The 17,752-nt window shown below is 67.2% G+C and carries 10 protein-coding genes and 2 pseudogenes; 6 read left to right on the plus strand and 6 right to left on the minus strand.

Going from position 1 to position 17,752, the window contains the following annotated elements; translation table 11 throughout:
• Positions 1-81 precede the first annotated feature (81 nt).
• The 3 genes and pseudogenes from ACZYX4_RS07110 to ACZYX4_RS07120 all read left to right on the plus strand — a co-directional run bounded on the left by ACZYX4_RS07110 (position 82) and on the right by ACZYX4_RS07120 (position 3,341).
• A complete protein-coding gene (locus ACZYX4_RS07110) occupies positions 82-1,386 on the plus strand; it encodes a SufS family cysteine desulfurase (RefSeq protein ID WP_463874831.1) in 1,305 nt (434 codons plus the stop codon).
• A 12-nt stretch (positions 1,387-1,398) separates the two neighbouring features.
• Positions 1,399-1,842: pseudogene (gene sufU, locus ACZYX4_RS07115) on the plus strand (Fe-S cluster assembly sulfur transfer protein SufU); the annotation flags it as partial.
• Positions 1,843-2,132: 290 nt separating this feature from the next.
• Positions 2,133-3,341, plus strand: a pseudogene (locus ACZYX4_RS07120) (IS1380 family transposase).
• 158 nt (positions 3,342-3,499) lie between these two features.
• Here ACZYX4_RS07120 and ACZYX4_RS07125 read toward each other — a convergent pair.
• The 3 genes from ACZYX4_RS07125 to ACZYX4_RS07135 are packed head-to-tail and all read right to left on the minus strand — an operon-like array spanning position 3,500 to position 5,806.
• The gene (locus ACZYX4_RS07125) at positions 3,500-3,721 is read right to left on the minus strand and encodes an SCO4848 family membrane protein (RefSeq protein WP_463874778.1); all 222 of its coding nucleotides are present in this window, start codon (positions 3,719-3,721) and stop codon (positions 3,500-3,502) included.
• Positions 3,722-3,724: 3 nt separating this feature from the next.
• Positions 3,725-4,222, minus strand: coding sequence for a DUF2505 domain-containing protein (locus tag ACZYX4_RS07130; protein WP_463874779.1), 498 nt, complete (start codon positions 4,220-4,222; stop codon positions 3,725-3,727).
• A 48-nt stretch (positions 4,223-4,270) separates the two neighbouring features.
• On the minus strand, positions 4,271-5,806 hold the full coding sequence (locus tag ACZYX4_RS07135; RefSeq protein WP_463874781.1) for an SDR family oxidoreductase: 1,536 nt from the start codon (positions 5,804-5,806) through the stop codon (positions 4,271-4,273).
• Between the two features lie 536 nt (positions 5,807-6,342).
• Between ACZYX4_RS07135 and ACZYX4_RS07140 the strand changes: the two genes are divergently transcribed.
• The 3 genes from ACZYX4_RS07140 (at position 6,343) to ACZYX4_RS07150 (ending at position 15,721) form a co-directional block, all read left to right on the plus strand.
• Complete coding sequence (locus ACZYX4_RS07140) at positions 6,343-11,007, plus strand: peroxidase family protein (RefSeq protein WP_463874782.1); 4,665 nt, start codon at positions 6,343-6,345, stop codon at positions 11,005-11,007.
• Between the two features lie 160 nt (positions 11,008-11,167).
• Positions 11,168-14,884 carry a transcription-repair coupling factor gene (gene mfd / locus ACZYX4_RS07145; protein ID WP_463874783.1) on the plus strand — a complete coding sequence of 1,239 codons (3,717 nt, stop codon included), beginning with the start codon at positions 11,168-11,170 and terminating at the stop codon, positions 14,882-14,884.
• A 3-nt stretch (positions 14,885-14,887) separates the two neighbouring features.
• Complete coding sequence (locus ACZYX4_RS07150; RefSeq protein WP_463874784.1) at positions 14,888-15,721, plus strand: metal-dependent hydrolase; 834 nt, start codon at positions 14,888-14,890, stop codon at positions 15,719-15,721.
• A gap of 52 nt (positions 15,722-15,773) precedes the next feature.
• On the opposite strand, the gene ACZYX4_RS07155 is transcribed toward ACZYX4_RS07150, so the two are convergent.
• The 3 genes from ACZYX4_RS07155 to ACZYX4_RS07165 all read right to left on the minus strand — a co-directional run bounded on the left by ACZYX4_RS07155 (position 15,774) and on the right by ACZYX4_RS07165 (position 17,737).
• Complete coding sequence (locus tag ACZYX4_RS07155) at positions 15,774-16,004, minus strand: hypothetical protein (RefSeq protein WP_463874785.1); 231 nt, start codon at positions 16,002-16,004, stop codon at positions 15,774-15,776.
• A gap of 62 nt (positions 16,005-16,066) precedes the next feature.
• A complete protein-coding gene (gene deoC, locus ACZYX4_RS07160; protein WP_463874786.1) occupies positions 16,067-16,801 on the minus strand; it encodes a deoxyribose-phosphate aldolase in 735 nt (244 codons plus the stop codon).
• A gap of 75 nt (positions 16,802-16,876) precedes the next feature.
• Positions 16,877-17,737 carry an FAD-dependent oxidoreductase gene (locus ACZYX4_RS07165; RefSeq protein WP_463874788.1) on the minus strand — a complete coding sequence of 287 codons (861 nt, stop codon included), beginning with the start codon at positions 17,735-17,737 and terminating at the stop codon, positions 16,877-16,879.
• Positions 17,738-17,752 lie beyond the last annotated feature (15 nt).

Below are 17,752 nucleotides of genomic sequence, written 5' to 3' on the forward strand. Positions count from 1 at the left end.
CGGCAGAATCGGGTACTCCGTTCCGTGGGATGATGGGAATTCGTCCATTTCACCCTATCCGAGGAGGCCAGCGTGGCTTTTGTGCCGACGTCAGAGTCCCGGGCCCTGCTCTCGCCTGCCCTGACCGAGGGCGAGGTGTTGCGGATACGCAACGACTTCCCCATCCTCTCCAGGACCATGGGCGGGCACCCGCTGATCTACCTCGACTCCGGGGCCACCTCGCAGAATCCGATCAGCGTCATTGAGGCCGAGCAGGAGTTCTATGAGCAGCGGAACGCCGCCGTTCACCGCGGCGCGCACCTGCTGGCCGTGGAAGCCACGGAGTCCTTCGAGGACGCCCGCGAGACCCTGGCTGCCTTCGTGGGCGCGGGCGCCGACGAGATCATCTGGACCTCCAACGCCACCGAGGGCCTGAACCTGCTCAGCTACGCATTCCTGAACTCGTCCCTGCCCGGCGCCGCCGGGCCGGCGGCACGGTTCGCTCTGGGAGCCGGCGACGAGATTGTCGTCACCGAGATGGAGCACCACGCGAACCTCATCCCGTGGCAGCAGCTCGCGGAGCGTACCGGTGCGACCCTTCGGTTCATCCCCGTCGACGATGCCGGGGTGCTGGACCTCGACGCTGCCGCCGGCATAATCGGCCCGGCCACCAGGGTCCTCGCCTTCAGCCACGCCTCGAATGTCCTGGGCACCATCAACCCGGTCAGGACCCTCGTGGCAATGGCCCGCAGGGTCGGTGCCCTGACCGTGCTGGACGCCTGCCAGTCCGCGCCGCACCTGCCCCTGGACGTGAAGGACCTGGGCGTCGACTTCGCGGTCCTCTCGGGCCACAAGATGCTGGGGCCCACCGGAATCGGCGTGCTGTATGGCCGGTCAGAACTGTTGAATGCGCTGCCGCCGTTCCTCACCGGGGGATCGATGATCACCACGGTGACGATGGAGCGTGCCGCCTTCCTGCCTGCCCCGCAGCGCTTCGAAGCGGGGACCCAGAAGGTTTCCCAGGCCATCGCACTCGCCGCGGCGGCGAACTACCTCACCGAGACGGGCATGGACCGCATCCACGCCTGGGAATCCCAGCTCGGGCAGCGCCTCGTCGAAGGCCTCTCGTCGATTCCCGGCATCCGCGTCCTCGGGCCGGCTCCCGGGGAGGAGCGGATCGGCCTCGCGTCCTTCGACGTCGCCGGTGTGCACGCGCACGACGTCGGACAGTTCCTGGACAGCAAGGGAATTGCCGTCCGGGTGGGCCACCACTGCGCACAGCCGCTTCACCGGCGGCTGGGCCTGACGGCCAGCACCAGGGCCAGCACCTACCTGTACAACACAACGTCTGAAGTGGATACGTTCCTTGAGGCTGTCGCCGGGGTCCGAGCCTACTTTGGAGCCTAAGGACTTTTCCGCATGAGCCTTGAACAGCTGTACCAGCAGATCATTCTGGAACACGCGAAACTGCGTACCGGCAGCGGGCTGGCGGAGACGCCGGTTCCCGCCGGGGCGTTGTCCGGGCAGTCCCACCAGCTCAATCCCGTCTGCGGGGATGAGATCACGGTCCGCGTGGCGGTGTCTGGCGGGAAGGTCGCCCAGTTGCGCTGGGACGGCGAGGGTTGTTCGATTTCCATGGCCTCGGCCTCGGTGCTCGCCGATCTTGCCGAAGGGATGGACGTCGGGAGCTTTACTGCGGTTATTGACCATTTCCGGGACGTCCTGCGGTCCCGGGGGAAGCTCGACGCGGATCCCGAAATCCTCGGCGACGCTTCTGCCTTTGAAGGTGTTTCCAAATACGCCGCCCGGGTGAAGTGCGCCATGATCTCCTGGGTTGCGGCCGAAGATGCCCTGGCCCAAGCCCAAGCCCAAGCCCAAGCCCAAGCCCAAGCCCAAGCCCAAGCCCAAGCCCAAGTCCAGGCCGGGGCCCAAGCCCAAGCCCAGGCCGGGGCCCAGGCGTCCGGCACCGCGGCACCCTAAAACCCGGCGGGTCCCCGCGGGTCGGCCCTGACGTGCTTGGCTTCGGCCTTAGCCTTGATCCACCGATGATGGTTGGATCGTCCTCGGCGTTATAAACCGAGAATGCCCGTCTTTTCACGGAAAATGGAGCTTGTCTAGAGCACATTGACGACCGAAAAGAGGGCATCTCGTAGATGCAAGGTTCTCCCAAGCCGTCCGCGGTGTCAGTTTCTTTTGACGAGCCGAATCTCGTGTCGGCTGCCGGGCTGCTGCCGGTGATGACGTTGGCCCGGGACGCCGGTGTGCACGAGCTGGCCGGCGCAGGTCACGTTTGGGCACGTGCGGCAGCTGGACGCGGTCGCGTCCCGCTTCCTGGGAAACCTGGCCACCCGGGCCCCGCTGCTGGGAACCCCTGGCGCGGAGGACTTCGTGTTCGTCGATGTTGACGAAACGATCATCGAGGTCCACGGCTACGCCAAGCAGGGCTCCGGCTTCGGGTATTCCGGGGTCCGCAGGCTGAACGCCCTGCTGGCCACCGCCTCCACGAAGGACACACCGCCCCGGTCATCCTGACCCAGCGGTTGCGCAAGGGTGCCGCGAACTCGGCCCGCGGCGCCAAACGCCTGATCACCGACGCCCTGTCCACCCTCAAGCGTGTCCAGGCCGGCGGGCGGGTGCTCTGCCGGTTCGTTTCGGCCCACTACGGCCATGCCCCGGTTTCCGCGGCACTGGCCGGCGGGGCCGGGGTGTCCGTGACCGTTCGGATGGACCCGGCCGTGAAGCGGGCCATCGCCGGGATCCCTGAAACGGCGTGGGAAACCATTGAATACACCGACGCGGTTTTCGGCGAGACCACCAACATCTGGGTCTCCCGGGCGGAAGTCGCCGAAACCGTGTTCACCGCATTCAGCTCCCGCAAAAAGGACGAGCAGATCACCGGCAGGCTGGTCGTGGGCCGCATCCCGGAGCTGAACCCGAAAGCCAGTGACGGACAACCCACCCTGTTTGAGACGCGCCGGCACCACGCGTTCTTCACCACCGTCCCCGCCGAAGTCCTGGACACCGTCGCAGCGGACAAAACCCACCGCAAACACGCGCTCATCGAGCAGGTGAATGCCGATCTGAAGGACAGTGCACTGGCGCACATGCCCTCCGGTGTTTTCGCGGCGAACTCGGCCTGGCTGGTCGCCGCGGTCATGGCCTACAACCTCACCCGCACCGCCGGGATCCTCGCCTCCGGCCGGTTCGGCAAGGCCAGGACCGGCACGATCCGCCGCGAACTCATCCACGTCCCGGCCAGAATAGCCTCCAGCGCACGGAACATACGCCTTCATCTCCCCGAAGCCTGGCCCTGGCAAACACCATGGCAGAGCCTGTCCGACCACCTCCACCCGCCGCCGTAACCCGCCTGAACCCCGGCAACCCAGCCAAACGGCGCAACCAGGACCACCAGTGGAACACCGAAGGGCAGCGAGGCCCGGCAACCCACCACGCCCTCAGCCCGCAAAACCGCCGAAACCGGATCCAGATCATCTGCCCAGGCGGATCGGTGGATCAAGGCTTAGCCGAGCAGGGCGGCAATGCCGATTGCCGCTGTCGCCGCCCCGAGGAGCATGGAGATGCTGACCAGGATGATGTGGACGGTGAGGAAGCGGGTGGCTTTGCCGTTAGTGTCGCGGGACCTTGGATCCTTTATGACCCGGCGCAGGAACTGCGGCCAGACAACCAGGGACCAGAGGCCCGCCACGATCAGGACGACGGCAAGGACTGCCGGCAACTCCATGTGCTAGTGGCTTTCGAGCCAGGCCTGGGCCTGGGCGGACTGAATGTTCAGGGCCTTGCCCACCATCGGCTCGGCCGCTTCGGCAATCTTGCCGCCCAGGAACGGGACCGAGGACGTCACAGTGCCCTCGAGTTCGATCCGGGTGCTGTTGCCGTTGGAGACGAGGCGCTGGACGGCATTGACGTCCAGCGGCGCGCCGGAAACTGTCATGGTGATGTTGCTCAGCCGGGAGCCGTCGGCAGCCGGGGCGTCCCAGCTCTCAAGCTGCGTCACCAACAGGCTCTCGCCGACGAACTTCCGGGCCATGTCCGGCATCCGGTTGGTCGGGATCGTCCGCACCGTCGTGGTGCTGAAGGCGCCGGCCGTGTCGCCGTCGACGGAGAAGGATTCAAGGGTGCCGCCGACAAGTTCGCTCGTGTGGCGCAGGAAGTCCTCATTCACGAAAACGGCAGTGACGCGGCCAACGTGGTGGGGAAGGCTGGTAGATGCACTCAATGCCATGGGGGTCCTCCGTGTGGGTCGAACTGGTCGTTTCGGGCTCCAAACATCCTACGCGGTGTGCCCGGCCGGCTCCGATTCCTGATCCTGGAGCGCCTTCGCCGCGGCCGTGATATTCCGCGACATGGCAGGAAAGATCAGGCTGTGGAACGGCAGCACCGCCAGCCAGTACAGGCGCCCGCTGAGGCCCTTCGGGAAGAAGATTGCCCGCTGGCGGTAACGGCTGCCGGTTCCCTCCGGCTCCACCGACAGCTCCAGCCAGGCCCGGCCTGGCGCCCGCATTTCGGCGCGCAGCCGGAGCAGCCGGCCGCGCTCGATCCGCTCCGCCCGCCACCAGTCCACCACTTCGCCTTCGGCCAGCAGGTGCGGGTGCCGCCGGCCGCGCAGCAGCCCGGCTCCGCCGGTGAGCTTGTCCAGCAAGCCGCGGATACGCCAGGCCAGGGGCATGGAATACCAGCCGTTCTGGCCCCCGATCCCCTCGATGATGGTCCAGACGTACTTGGGATCGACGTCGCTGGAGTAGCTGCGCTCATCCAGGTACACGAGGTAGCCGGCCCACTCGGGATCGGACGGCAGCGGATCGGCGTCGGCGCCCGCGCTGGCCCAGGTGGTCTGCACCTGGCCGTCGCGCTCCTTGCCCAGGGCGTGGCCCACTGCCTGGCGGTACGTCGTGAGACCTTCTTCCGGCGGGGGGATGTACGCGTCGATGTCGTGTTCCCGGGTGACGGCGTCGTGCTGGAGGGACTCCACAAGCGGCAGGGACATCGACAGCGGAATCGGCGTGGTCAATGCGACCCACATACCCGCGAGCTTGGGCGCGGGAATGGGGAGCGCCAGCACCACCCGGTGCGGAAGCCCGGCCTCCGCTGCGTATTCCTGCATCATGCCCGCGTAGCTGAGGACCTGGCGGCAGCCGATGTCGAAAGTGCGGTTGATCGGGCCATCCAGGACCGCGGCCCCGACGAGGTAGTGCAACACGTCGCGCACGGCGATCGCTTCGATCTTGTTGCGCACCCAGCTGGGCGCGGGCATCAGGGGCAGCGTCTCGGACAGATGCCGGATCATCTCAAAGGACGCAGAACCGGAGCCAATCACGACGCCGGCCTGGAAAACGATGGCGTCGACCGGACTGTCGAGGAAGACGTTGCCCACCGCTTCGCGGGACCTCATATGGGTGGAAAGTTCGGCGCCGGCGGGGTGCAGACCGCCCAGGTAGACGATCCGGTCCACGCCGGCGTCGGCCGCGGCCCGCGCCGCGGTCTCGGCCATCGCCTTTTCCTTGGATTCGAAGCCCGACCCGGCTGCCATGGAATGGACCAGGTAGTAGAGCACGTCGACGCCTTCAAGGGCCGCGCGCAGGGCATCGCCGTCGTCGAGGCTGCTCTGGACGACCTCGACGTCGGCCAGCCACGGAACCCCGGCGATCTTGGCCGGCGTGCGGACCAGGACCTTCACGGTGTGCCCGGCCTCCAGCAGCCGGGGGACCAGCCGGCCGCCGATGTAGCCGGTCGCGCCGGTGACAAGCACCGTTCGTGGAGTGCCCCCCGGTGCGGGGGTGGTCTGTGCGGATTCGGTGGTGCCGGTCATGGTGACTCCTTCTGGTCTGTGTAGCATTCGGAGCGCCAGGCCGTTTGGACGGCCGTGTATCCTGCCAGCCTAGACCGGCGGCCGCCTCCCGGCAGGCAACGCGGGGTCACTTCCCGCCCATAGCCACCCTCCGGATGGGCGGGAAGTGACCCCGCGTTGCCTTGATCAGGTCCTACCTGATTCCTTCTGCACCCACCACCCACTTCTCTCTTTTGCTCCTCCTGTATCTCCCGTCTCACGGGTCCCAAGAATTTCCCAAGGCCACAGGGCCATGCTGACGCTATCCAGTGAGCCGAGCGACCACATTGAGGGGGGAGCCGGTGCGACTCGATGGAGGACAAATCATGGCGAAACATCGCAAGATCCGAGGGAGGGATGGCAACCCCCAGGCTCGAGGGACGGCACCAGGCGTCACGCGTAAAGTCGCTGCCGGTGCGCTCGCTCTCCTGCTCAGTGCCGGGGTCGTGCCGTCCGTGCTGGCGCCGGCGGTTTCCGCGGCGCCGACGGGTCAGGGATTCACGCTCAATGCAGGCGACATGCGGTTCATTCTGAAGCAGATCAAGATCGCCGAAAACCACGCCACCAAGGAGGACGCCCAGGGCAAGGATGTGGCCGGCCAGCCGCTCATGGGCTCCGGACCCAACCAGATTGCCAACCCGCTGCTGCCCTACGGTCTCCGCACGGTGGACGGCACGGAGAACAACCTGGTGGCTGGCCAGAACGATTTCGGTTCGGCCAGCAAGGCATTCCCCAGGCTTTCGGATCCGGAGTGGCGCACCACGTCCGGCGGCCAGAGCTACAAGTCCGTCAACGCCAACGTCACGGACAGCAGTCCGCGCTTTGTCAGCAACGTGATCGTGGACCAGACGGCCACCAACCCGGCGGCCGTTGCGGCTGCGGGCCAGGCCCACCGCACGGTCAATGACAGCCCGACGGCGGTCCCCTGCGACGGCAACGGGCTGCCGGAAAACTGCGTCGCGGAGGGAGAGACGCTTGACATTCCGAACGTCACCACTGACTTCGGGCTCTCGCCGCCGTACAACGGCATGTTCGCCCTGTTCGGACAGTTCTTCGATCACGGCGTGGATTTCACCAAGAAGACCAAGAACCACGTGATGATGCCGCTCGCAGCGGACGATCCGCTCTACGTTCCGGGCGGTCGCACGAACTTCATGCTGCTGAGCCGGGCGGAGAACCAGGCCGGTCCGGATGGCGAACTCGGCACCGCGGATGATGTGCAGGACGCCACCAACACTGACTCGCCCTGGGTGGACCAGAGCCAGACCTACGCGTCCCACCCGTCCCACCAGGTGTTCCTGCGCGAATACACCCTGGACGGGAACAACAAGCCGGTGGCCAACGGCGAGCTGATTGAGGGCCAACCGGGCGGCATGGCCACCTGGGCGGACATCAAGACGCAGGCAGATGACCTTCTAGGACTGGCACTGTCGGACTATGACGTCGCGGACATCCCCAAGATCGCGACCGACCAGTACGGCCGCTTCCTGCGCGGGCCCAACGGACTCCCGCAGTACGAGACCGCCACCGGCCGGGTTGAAGGCAACCTGGCCAACCCGGTCGCACCGCCGGCCAACGTCGAGCGCATCGGCATCGCCTTCCTGGACGACATCGCGCACAACGCGGCGCCGTTCAGCTCCCGGACCGGACTGCCGCTGCAAGCCGACGGCGACCCCGATCTCAACCCGGTCACCCAGCCCCTCGCCAACCCGGCAAGCTACGACAACGAGCAGCTGGACGCGCACTTCGTCGCCGGTGACGGACGGGTCAACGAGAACATCGGCCTGACGGCCATCCACCAGGTGTTCCACTCGGAGCACAACCGGCTGGTCGGCTACATGCAGGAGCTCGTCACCACGCAGAACATCGACCTGAACGAGTGGAAGCTCCCGAACGGCCAATGGAACGGTGAACGTCTGTTCCAGGCCGCACGGTACGTCACGGAGATGGAATACCAGCACATCGTCTTCGAGGACTTTGCCCGCAAGATCCAGCCCGGCATCAACCCCTTCAATGTGTTCACGCAGTCGGACACCGGGATCGATCCCGCCATCAGTGCAGAGTTCGCCCACGCCACCTACCGGTTCGGGCACTCGATGCTGACCGAGACAATCGACCGGAAGACCAGCAACGGTACCGACATCGGAATGCCGCTGCTGGACGCCTTCCTCAATCCCACGGCGTACTACAACAGCACGGCAGGCACTCTGAGCCCGAAGCAGGCTGCCGGCGCCATCGCCATGGGTATGACGGACCAGGTCGGTGCCGAGCTCGACGAGTTCGTCACGGACACCCTGCGGAACAACGTCCTGGGCCTGCCCCTGGACCTTGCCTCGCTGAACCTGGCCCGCGGCCGCGAAACCGGCGTTCCGCCCCTGAACAACTTCCGCTCCCAGCTGTACGCAAGCACCGGCGAGTCCTCGCTGAAGCCCTACACCAGCTGGGTGGATTTTGGTCAGAACCTCAAGCACCCGGATTCCGTGGTGAACTTCATGGCCGCCTACGGCACCCACCCGACCATCACGGACGCGGCGTCGATCACTGACAAGCGGGCGGCCGCCCAGCGGCTCTTCGACATGGACACGCAGGATGCGCTGACACCCATCGACTCCTTCGAGTTCGTCAACAGCACGGGCGCCTGGGCTAACGGGGCCACCGGCCTGGGCAGCGTCGACCTCTGGGTCGGAGGCCTTGCGGAACGCCAGAACCTCTTCGGCGGACTGCTGGGCTCGACGTTCAACTACATCTTTGAACGCCAGATGACGGACCTCCAGGACGGGGACCGCCTGTACTACCTTTCCCGCACCTCGGGCCTGAACCTGCGGACCCAGCTGGAAGGCAACTCACTGTCCGAGCTCATCATGCGCAACACCGACGCATCGGCCCTCAAGGCTGACGTGTTCGGCGTCGCGGACTGCGAGTTCGAGATGGGCAACATCACCGCAACCACCGGCAACTCGGTGGCGGACGATCCGGCCTCGGCCTGCGACGAATCCGCACTCCTCATGCGGATGGCGGACGGCACCATCCGGTACCGCGTCAGCAACACCGTCGACCGTCCCGGGCTCAATGCCCAGTCCACATTCAACGGCCTGGACAACGTGAACCCCGACCTTGCGGTCGACAGGATCTGGGGCGGCATCGACAACGACACCATCTGGGGCAACAACGGCAACGACATCATCGAAGGCAACGATGGAGCCGACACCGTCCTCGGCGGCGACGGAAACGACCGCATCACCGATTCGCACGGTGACGACGTCCTCAAGGGCGGACCCGGCAACGACGCGATCGACGCCGGACCCGGCCTGGACATCATCATGTCCGGTGAAGGCCACGACTTCTCCAACGGCGGCCTCAACGGCAACGAAACGTTCGCAGGGGAAGGCAACGACCTGGTCCTTGCCGGCGACGGTCCGGACACCGTGTTCGGCGGCGGCGGCGATGACTGGATGGAAGGCGGAAACGCCAACGACCTGCTGCAGGGCGACAGCGGCGCACCGTTCTTCGACGACATCAACGCCCCGGGCCATGACGTCATGATCGGCGATTCCGGCGAAGACGACTACGACGCCGAAGGCGGCGACGACGTTATGGTCGCCGGCCCCGGCATCGAACGCAACCACGGGGTCTTCGGCTTCGACTGGGTCACGCACGCCCGCTCGGTCGAACCGGCCGAATCCGACATGCGCCAGATCATCGTCGACGGGCCCAACGCCCTCAAGGACCGCTTCCTCCTGGTCGAGGCCCTCTCGGGCTGGGACAAGGATGACGTGCTCCACGGCGACGACCTGGTGCCCTCGGTTCCGAATAACGAAGTCAACGTCGAAGGCCTGACGAACGAGTTGGACGCGGCAGGCATCGCGCGGATCAACGGACTGGCCGACCTGCTGCCAGCAGGCGCCACCACCTTCGGTGCCGGCAACATCATCATCGGCGGCTCCGGCAGCGACGAGATCTGGGGCCACGGCGCCGATGACATCATCGACGGCGACAAGTGGCTCAACGTCCGGCTCAGCGTTCTCAACAGCGACGGTACCGAGAGGAGTGCCAACTCACTGACCGAACTCCAGGCCGACATCATGGCCGGAAAGATCGATCCCGGCACCGTGAAGATCGTCCGGGAAATCCTTTCCAGCCCGGGCGAAACCGACGTCGACACGGCAGCGTTCTCCGGGGCAATGGACGAGTACGACATCAGCACCGTCGGCGCCGTCACCACGGTGACCCGCACCGGCGGCAACGGCAACACCAACGACGGCACGGACCGGATCACCAACGTTGAAAGGCTGCGGTTCTCGGACCAGACCATCGACCTTGTCCCGGCCGTTGTGGTGGCGCCGGCTGCCCCGGCTACCCCCGCCGCAGTTGCCGGAAATACGACCGCTACGGTGAGCTTCGCGGCTCCCGCGGGTGCCGAGACGCTCAACGTCCTGGTCCGCACCGGGGAAACCGTCGTCAACACCATCGAGGGAATCGCCGCCACGGAGACCAGCCGCGTGGTGGCCGGCCTGACCAACGGCACCGCCTACAACTTCCAGGTTGAGGCAGTCAATGCGGGAGGTACCAGTCCGCGGTCGGCGGCATCGAATGTGGTGACCCCGGTCAGATTCGTGGATGTGGCCCTCAACCACGATTTCTACACTGAGATTGCGTGGATGGCGAGCGAGGGTATCTCCGCGGGTTGGCCGGGACCGAATGAGACGTGGACTTACCGTCCGGCGTCCACCGTCAACCGTGACCAGATGGCTGCCTTCCTGTACCGGATGGCCGGCTCGCCGGACTACACGGCACCTGCTGTGTCGCGGTTCGCGGACGTGCCCACCAGCCACGGCTTCTACAAGGAAATCTCCTGGCTGGGAGAAAAGGGCATCTCGAAGGGTTGGGCGGGTCCGAACAATACGTGGACTTTCCGTCCGGAATCCACCATCAACCGTGACCAGATGGCTGCCTTCCTGTACCGGATGGCCGGCTCGCCGGACTACACGGCACCCGCGGCGTCCCGGTTCGTGGACGTTGCGCCCGGCCATGGCTTCTACAAGGAGATCTCGTGGATGGCAGAGAAGGGCATCTCGAAGGGTTGGGCAGAGGCGAACGGAACGTGGAGTTACCGTCCGGCGTCCTCCGTCAACCGTGACCAGATGGCAGCCTTCCTCTACCGGATGAGCAATATCGCCGGCTAGGAACACTGCACCACCGAACACAGGAACAGGCCCCGGGCAACCGGGGCCTGTTCCTGTGTCTGCGGCTTGGCGCGGTAGGCTGGGAACCCCCGGGATTCTCACGAATTCCGGCTATTCGTGTTGCCTGCACCCCCCCGTGATCCCTTCAGGAGCGACAGCTATGAGCCTCAACGGCCCCTCTCTCACCGGTTTGCGCCGCGTCCTCGCCGAAGACCGGAACTACGCCCGCGTCCGCGCCGAAGCCGCCCGCGGATTCGCCGCCCGCAGCGAGGACTACCAGATCAGCGCCCCCGCCGGGCTGCGCTCGGCGCTGCTCGCGGAAATGGCGGATGGGCTGGCCGCGCTAGCGGAAAAGACAGCAGAAGACACAGCGGAAGGCACAGCGGACAGCGCAACTGTCAACACAACAACGGCGGGAGGCCGCGGCCTCGCGCCGGTCGTCCTGGCCATCACCGCGACCGGACGTGAAGCCGAGGACCTCACCGAGGCCCTGCGCGCCTTCCTGCCGGCCGACGCCGTCGCCGAGTTCCCCAGCTGGGAAACGCTCCCGCACGAACGGCTCTCCCCGCGCTCGGACACCGTGGGCCGGCGCCTGTCGGTGCTGCGCAGGCTCGCGCACCCCGAAACCTCCACAAGCGGCGCGCTGCGCGTTGTCGTGGCCCCGGTGCGCGCGGTCGTGCAGCCGCTCGTGGCGGGACTGGGCGAACTGGCCCCGGTCACCCTGAAAGTGGGCCAGGAGGTCCCGTTCAGCGACGTCGTCCGGAGCCTCGCCGACGCCGCCTACGCCCGGGTGGACATGGTGACCCGGCGCGGCGAGTTCGCCGTCCGCGGCGGCATGCTGGATGTCTTCCCGCCCACCGAGGACCACCCCCTCCGGGTGGAGTTCTTCGGCGATGAAGTGGACCAGATGCGCTGGTTCGCCGTCGCCGACCAGCGCTCGCTGACCGCGCCCGGCGTGCACCACCCCACCGAACTGCACGCCCCGCCGTGCCGCGAAATCCTGATCACGCCCTCCGTGATGTCCCGCGCCGCGACGCTGAAAGCACAGCTGCCGGCCGCCGCGGACATGCTGGAGAAGATCGCCGGCGGCATCGCCGTGGAAGGCATGGAGTCCCTGGCACCGGTGCTGGTGGACGCGATGGTGCCGTTCCTGGAGCAGTTACCGGCCGGCTCGATGGCGGTCGTGATCGAACCCGAGAAGGTCCGGACCCGCGCCCACGACCTCGCCGCCACGAACGAGGAATTCCTCGAGGCGGCATGGTCGACGGCGTCCGACGGCGGCACGGCACCTCTGGACCTGAACTCCCAGGCCTCTGAAGCACTGCACTCCGCCAGCTTCCGTTCCCTCACCGAAACGCGCTCCGCTGCACTGGACCACGAGGTGTCCTGGTGGTCGATCACCTCACTGGCCACCGACGAGGAACTGCTGCCCGACGTCGACGTCCTGAACCTGCACGCCCGCGAACCCCGCGGCTACCAGGGCGACGTCGCCGAAATGATGGCCTTCATCGGCTCCCGCGTGCGCGAGCAGTGGCGCATCGTCGTCGTCACCGGGGGCCCCGGCCCGGCCCAGCGTCTCGCCGAACTCTTCCACGACAACGACATCCCCTGCGCCCGGGTCGACTCCCTCGACGACGACCCGCAGGCCGGGCTGATCGAGGTGACAACGGCCGCCGTCGGTCGCGGTTTTGTCCTGGAACCGCTCAAGCTCGCCCTGCTGACCGAGGCCGACCTGCTGGGACGGACCTCCGCCGGTTCCACGAAGGACATGCGCCGGATGCCGTCGAAGCGGCGGAACGCCGTGGACCCGCTGCAGCTCGTCGCCGGCGACTCCGTGGTGCACGAACAGCACGGGATCGGCCGGTTCGTGGAACTGATCCAGCGCAGGGTCGCGGGGGGAGGGGACGGGGTGCGCGAATACCTGGTGCTGGAGTACGCGCCGTCCAAGCGCGGCGCCCCGGGCGACCGGCTCTTTGTGCCCACCGACCAGCTGGACCAGGTGACCCGTTATGTCGGCGGGGACACCCCGGCGCTGAGCAAGATGGGCGGCGCGGACTGGGCCAGCACCAAGTCCAGGGCCCGCAAGGCCGTCAAGGAAATCGCCGGCGAGCTGATCCGGCTCTACTCGGCCCGGATGGCCTCCCGGGGCTACGCCTTCGGCCCCGACACCCCGTGGCAGCGCGAACTCGAGGAAGCCTTCCCGTATGTGGAGACCCCGGACCAGCTGACCACCATCAACGAGGTCAAGGCGGACATGGAGCGGGAGATCCCGATGGACCGGCTGATCTCCGGCGACGTCGGCTACGGCAAGACCGAGATCGCGGTCCGTGCCGCGTTCAAAGCCGTCCAGGACGGCAAACAGGTCGCCGTGCTGGTGCCCACCACGCTGCTCGCCCAGCAGCACTACGAGACCTTCACCGAACGCTTCTCCGGCTTCCCGCTGGTGGTCAAGCCGCTGTCCCGCTTCCAGAGCGGCAAGGAGGCCAAGGAGACCGCCGAAGGAGTCAAGGGCGGTTCCGTGGACGTCGTGATCGGCACCCACCGGCTGCTGTCCAAGGACTTCGCCTTCAAGGACCTCGGCCTCGTGATCGTCGACGAGGAGCAGCGCTTCGGCGTCGAGCACAAGGAAGCGCTCAAGAAGATGCGCACCAACGTGGACGTCCTGGCAATGAGCGCCACCCCGATTCCCCGGACCCTGGAAATGTCACTCACCGGCATCCGTGAGACCTCCACCCTGGCCACCCCGCCGGAGGAACGCCACCCGGTGCTGACGTACGTGGGCCCGTACACGGACAAGCAGACCTCCGCGGCGATCCGCCGCGAACTCATGCGCGAAGGCCAGGTGTTCTTTGTGCACAACCGGGTGTCCACGATCGACCGCACCGCGGCGAAGATCCGCGAACTGGTCCCGGAGGCCCGCGTGGAGGTGGCGCACGGGCAGATGTCCGAGAGCCGGCTCGAGCAGATCATCGTTGATTTCTGGGAGAAGCGCTTCGACGTGCTGGTCTGCACCACCATCATTGAGACCGGCCTGGACATCTCCAACGCCAACACGCTGATCGTGGACGGGGCGGAGAAGTACGGGCTGTCCCAGCTGCACCAGCTGCGCGGACGCGTGGGCCGCGGCCGCGAACGCGCCTACGCGTACTTCCTGTACCCCTCGGAGAAGCCGCTGGGCGAGGTGGCGCTGGAACGGCTCAAAGCTGTCGCCACCCACAACGAGCTCGGCGCCGGCATGCAGCTGGCCATGAAGGACCTCGAGATCCGCGGCGCCGGCAATCTGCTCGGCGGGGAGCAGTCCGGCCACATCCAGGGCGTCGGCTTCGACCTCTACATCCGCCTGGTCGGCGAGGCCGTCGCGGAGTACCGGGGCGAGGCCGAGGAGAAGGCCGCGGAGATGAAGATCGAGCTGCCGGTCAACGCGCACCTGCCGCACGACTACGTGCCGGGCGAGCGGCTGCGCCTTGAGGCGTACCGCAAGCTCGCCTCGGCCATCACCTATGAGGCGATCGAGGAGGTGCTCGCGGAGCTCGTGGACCGCTACGGCGAGCTGCCGCTGCCCGCGACGAACCTGATCGACGTCGCCCGCTTCCGGGTGGGCGCCCGCGAGGCCGGGCTGTCCGACGTTGCCCTGCAGGGGAACTTCGTCAAGTTCTCGCCGGCGCAGCTGCCGGAGTCCAGGCTCATGCGGCTCACCCGGATGTACCCCGGGGCGCAGTCCAAGCCGGCCCTGGACGCGGTGCTCATCCCCAAACCCAAGACCGCCCGGATCGGCGGCCGGGACCTGCAGGACGCCGAGATCCTCCAGTGGGCCAACGGCGTCATCCGCAACATCTTCTCCGGCTCCGCCGCACCTGCAGCACCGTCGGTGAACTGAAGAATGATGGGAGGACACCACGCCGCGTCGGGAGCCGCGGCGTGGGTGGCCATTGCCTCGACGGGTCCCTACGCGCTGGGCTGGTACCCGCTGGACGCCACCGGGATCGTGATCGGCGGGATGGCGACGGCGGGGACTGCCCTGGTCTGCGACTGGGACCACCGCTCCAGCACGGTGGCGCATTCGCTGCCGCCGCTGTCCAACGTGATCGCCGTCGGCATCGAAAACGTCTCCGGCGGTCACCGGCAGGGCACGCATTCCGTGCTTGGGGCGGCCTTCTTTGTGCTGCTCGCGGCCCTGGCCGGGCAGCTCCAGCTGCAGACGGACTGGGGCCTGCTGTCGGTGGGCGCCGGGCTGCTGTGCATGTTTATGATCAACATCGCAGCCAAAGCCCTCAAACTCTTCCCGAAGTACGGCTGGATCAGCAACTGGGTCTTCGCCCTCGCCATGGCCGGACTGGTGACGTGGTTCGCTCCGCACCAGTGGACCTGGCTGCCGGTCTCGATGCTGACCGGGGTGCTGGTCCACATCGTCGGGGACATGATCACCACCGGGGGAGTGCCGCTGCTCTGGCCCATCGTGATCAGGCCGCCGAAGCTCCTGCGGAAACTGCCGCTGCTCCGAAACCTCTGGAGGTCCAACGGGGCGTTCTCCATCCCCCTGCTGGGCCGTGCCGGCTCGCGGCGGGAATGGTTCGTGCTGATCCCGGTCAGTGCCTACGCCATGATCGGCATGTTCGGCGCGGTGCTGGCCCTGGCCAGGCTGCACTGGCCGGACGCCGTCGCCCTGGGGACCGGTCTTGTCCAAAGCCTCTTCGGGGTGCCCGACGGCGCTTAAATGACTGAAGCTCCGCAAAATCCGGAGCTTCAGTCATTGAGGGACGTGGTGTCTAGAATTCGCCCGCGGAATCCGAGCGGCCGGTGACGGTCTGCGGAATCCAGAACGCCAGGGCGAACAGCACGAGGCAGGCGACCATCGGCAACGGGTTGCCCAGCGTCAGGAAGCTCAGGGAGTACAGGGACGCGCCGAAGAGGACCATCATCAGGACGAAGAGGATGATGCTGGAGCCGAGGCTGTTCTCGTTCTGCGGCGTCGTGGCGGTGGTGGTCTTGCTGGACATTCGTTCCTCCTCGGCCCCGTGGGGCTCAAACTGTGGCGGCTGCGGTTGTTATCGGATAGCAGTCAGTACGCGGAGGAACCCTGTTCACCCTTGACGATCGCGATGCCCGAGCTGGCGCCAATTCGTGTTGCACCTGCAGCTATCATAGCCTGTGCATCGGCGAGCGATCGCACCCCGCCGGAGGCCTTGACACCCAGGTCCGGGCCCACGGTGCGGCGCATCAGCGCGACGTCCCCGGCGGTGGCTCCGCCGCCGTTGAATCCGGTGGACGTCTTCACGAAGTCGGCGCCCGCCGCAACGGCCGCCTCGCAGGCCAGCACCTTCTGGGCGTCGTCCAGCAGCGACGTTTCGATGATGACCTTCAGGATGGCGCCGCCGTCGTGCACGGCCCCGGCAACGGCCGTGATGTCATCGACCAGGGCGCCCTTGTCGTTGGCCCGGGCCGCGGCGATGTTAATCACCATGTCGACTTCCTCGGCACCGTCCAGCACCGCGCCGCGGGCCTCAAAGGCCTTGACGTCGCTGGGAGTGGCGCCCAGCGGGAAGCCAACGACGGAGCACGTCAGCACGCCGGAGCCCTTCAGTGCCTTCTTGACCGTCTTGACCCACACCGGGTTGACGCATACGGACTTGAACCGGTACTCAGCGGCCTCGGCACAGATCTTGAGGATCTCGGCCTCGCTGGCCTCCGGCTTGAGCAGGGTGTGGTCGATGTAGGAGGCAATATTCCGGGCGTTTCCGGCTTCGCCGGCAGCGGGGGTGGTGCTTCCGGCAGTTGCGGCGGCTTCGTTGCTCATGGTGGTCCCTTCGTGGCTTCTCAGTTGTCCATCTTGCCACAACGGGACGCCCTGGGGAGGGCGTCCGTGCCGGGTTCAGGCAGCGTCGGCGAGGGGTTCCGCCAGGCCGGCCCGGAGCAGCTGGGAGGCGCAGACGGAGGCGGCGGAGGAGGCGGCCACCAGCAGTCCCAGGCGGACGCCGTCGAACACCGCGGCATCCCCGATGGCCCAGATTCCCGGGACGGACGTGCGGAAGTTCCGGCCGATCACAATCCCGCCCTGGCGCGCCGTCTTCAGGCCGGCGCTGACCGCGAGGGCGTCGCGGGCAACCGGCTCCTCGGCCAGGACCACAAGGTCCCCGGCCATGCTGGAACCGTCCTCGAACACAATCCCCGCGGCCGCGAGCGTCGAACCCGCGAGGGTGGGGACAACGGAGGCCGGCCGCCGGGTGGTGCGGACAGGGCGGACGCCGCGGGCGCGCAGCACGGCCTCGGCCTGCCCCGCGGCCGTCCCCGTGCCGACCAGGATGCCCAGGGGCCGCCGGCCCAGGACCCGGGTGACGTTCTTGACGGCCTCGCCCAGCCGGGCGGCGTCGTCGATGCTGGTGTAATTCACGCACCGGCCTTCCCCTGCCAGGGGTGCGCCGGAGGGGGAGGACCCGGTCGCGATGACCAGCTGGTCGTAGCTGAACTCCAGGCCGTCCGCCGTCGTGACGTAGCGGCTGTCCGGGTCGATGTAGCTCGCCGGCTGGCCGAAGCGGACGGAAACCTGCGGGAGCCCGGCGAGTTCCAGCAGCTCCCCGGGGGCATCATCCCGGTTGCTGAGCACCGTGATGCCGCCGGCAAACGGGGTCCGGGTGAGCTGGCGGACGAGGGCCTGCGCGGCAGGGCCGGCCCCGGCGATGACGATCCGGGGCCAAGCCTGGGAATCGGCGGAAACGGTGGGGGTGGCGGACATGGTGAGGCCCTTTCG

The sequence above is a fragment of the Pseudarthrobacter leeuwenhoeki genome (assembly GCF_055412885.1).

Coding starts and splice junctions, on each gene's coding strand:
- ACZYX4_RS07125 (WP_463874778.1), bottom strand. CDS start 3,721: ATGGAGTTGCCGGCAGTCCTTGCCGTCGTCCTGATCGTGGCGGGCCTC.
- ACZYX4_RS07130 (WP_463874779.1), bottom strand. CDS start 4,222: ATGGCATTGAGTGCATCTACCAGCCTTCCCCACCACGTTGGCCGCGTC.
- ACZYX4_RS07135 (WP_463874781.1), bottom strand. CDS start 5,806: ATGACCGGCACCACCGAATCCGCACAGACCACCCCCGCACCGGGGGGC.
- ACZYX4_RS07140 (WP_463874782.1), top strand. CDS start 6,343: ATGCGGTTCATTCTGAAGCAGATCAAGATCGCCGAAAACCACGCCACC.
- mfd (WP_463874783.1), top strand. CDS start 11,168: ATGAGCCTCAACGGCCCCTCTCTCACCGGTTTGCGCCGCGTCCTCGCC.
- ACZYX4_RS07150 (WP_463874784.1), top strand. CDS start 14,888: ATGATGGGAGGACACCACGCCGCGTCGGGAGCCGCGGCGTGGGTGGCC.
- ACZYX4_RS07155 (WP_463874785.1), bottom strand. CDS start 16,004: ATGTCCAGCAAGACCACCACCGCCACGACGCCGCAGAACGAGAACAGC.
- deoC (WP_463874786.1), bottom strand. CDS start 16,801: ATGAGCAACGAAGCCGCCGCAACTGCCGGAAGCACCACCCCCGCTGCC.
- ACZYX4_RS07165 (WP_463874788.1), bottom strand. CDS start 17,737: ATGTCCGCCACCCCCACCGTTTCCGCCGATTCCCAGGCTTGGCCCCGG.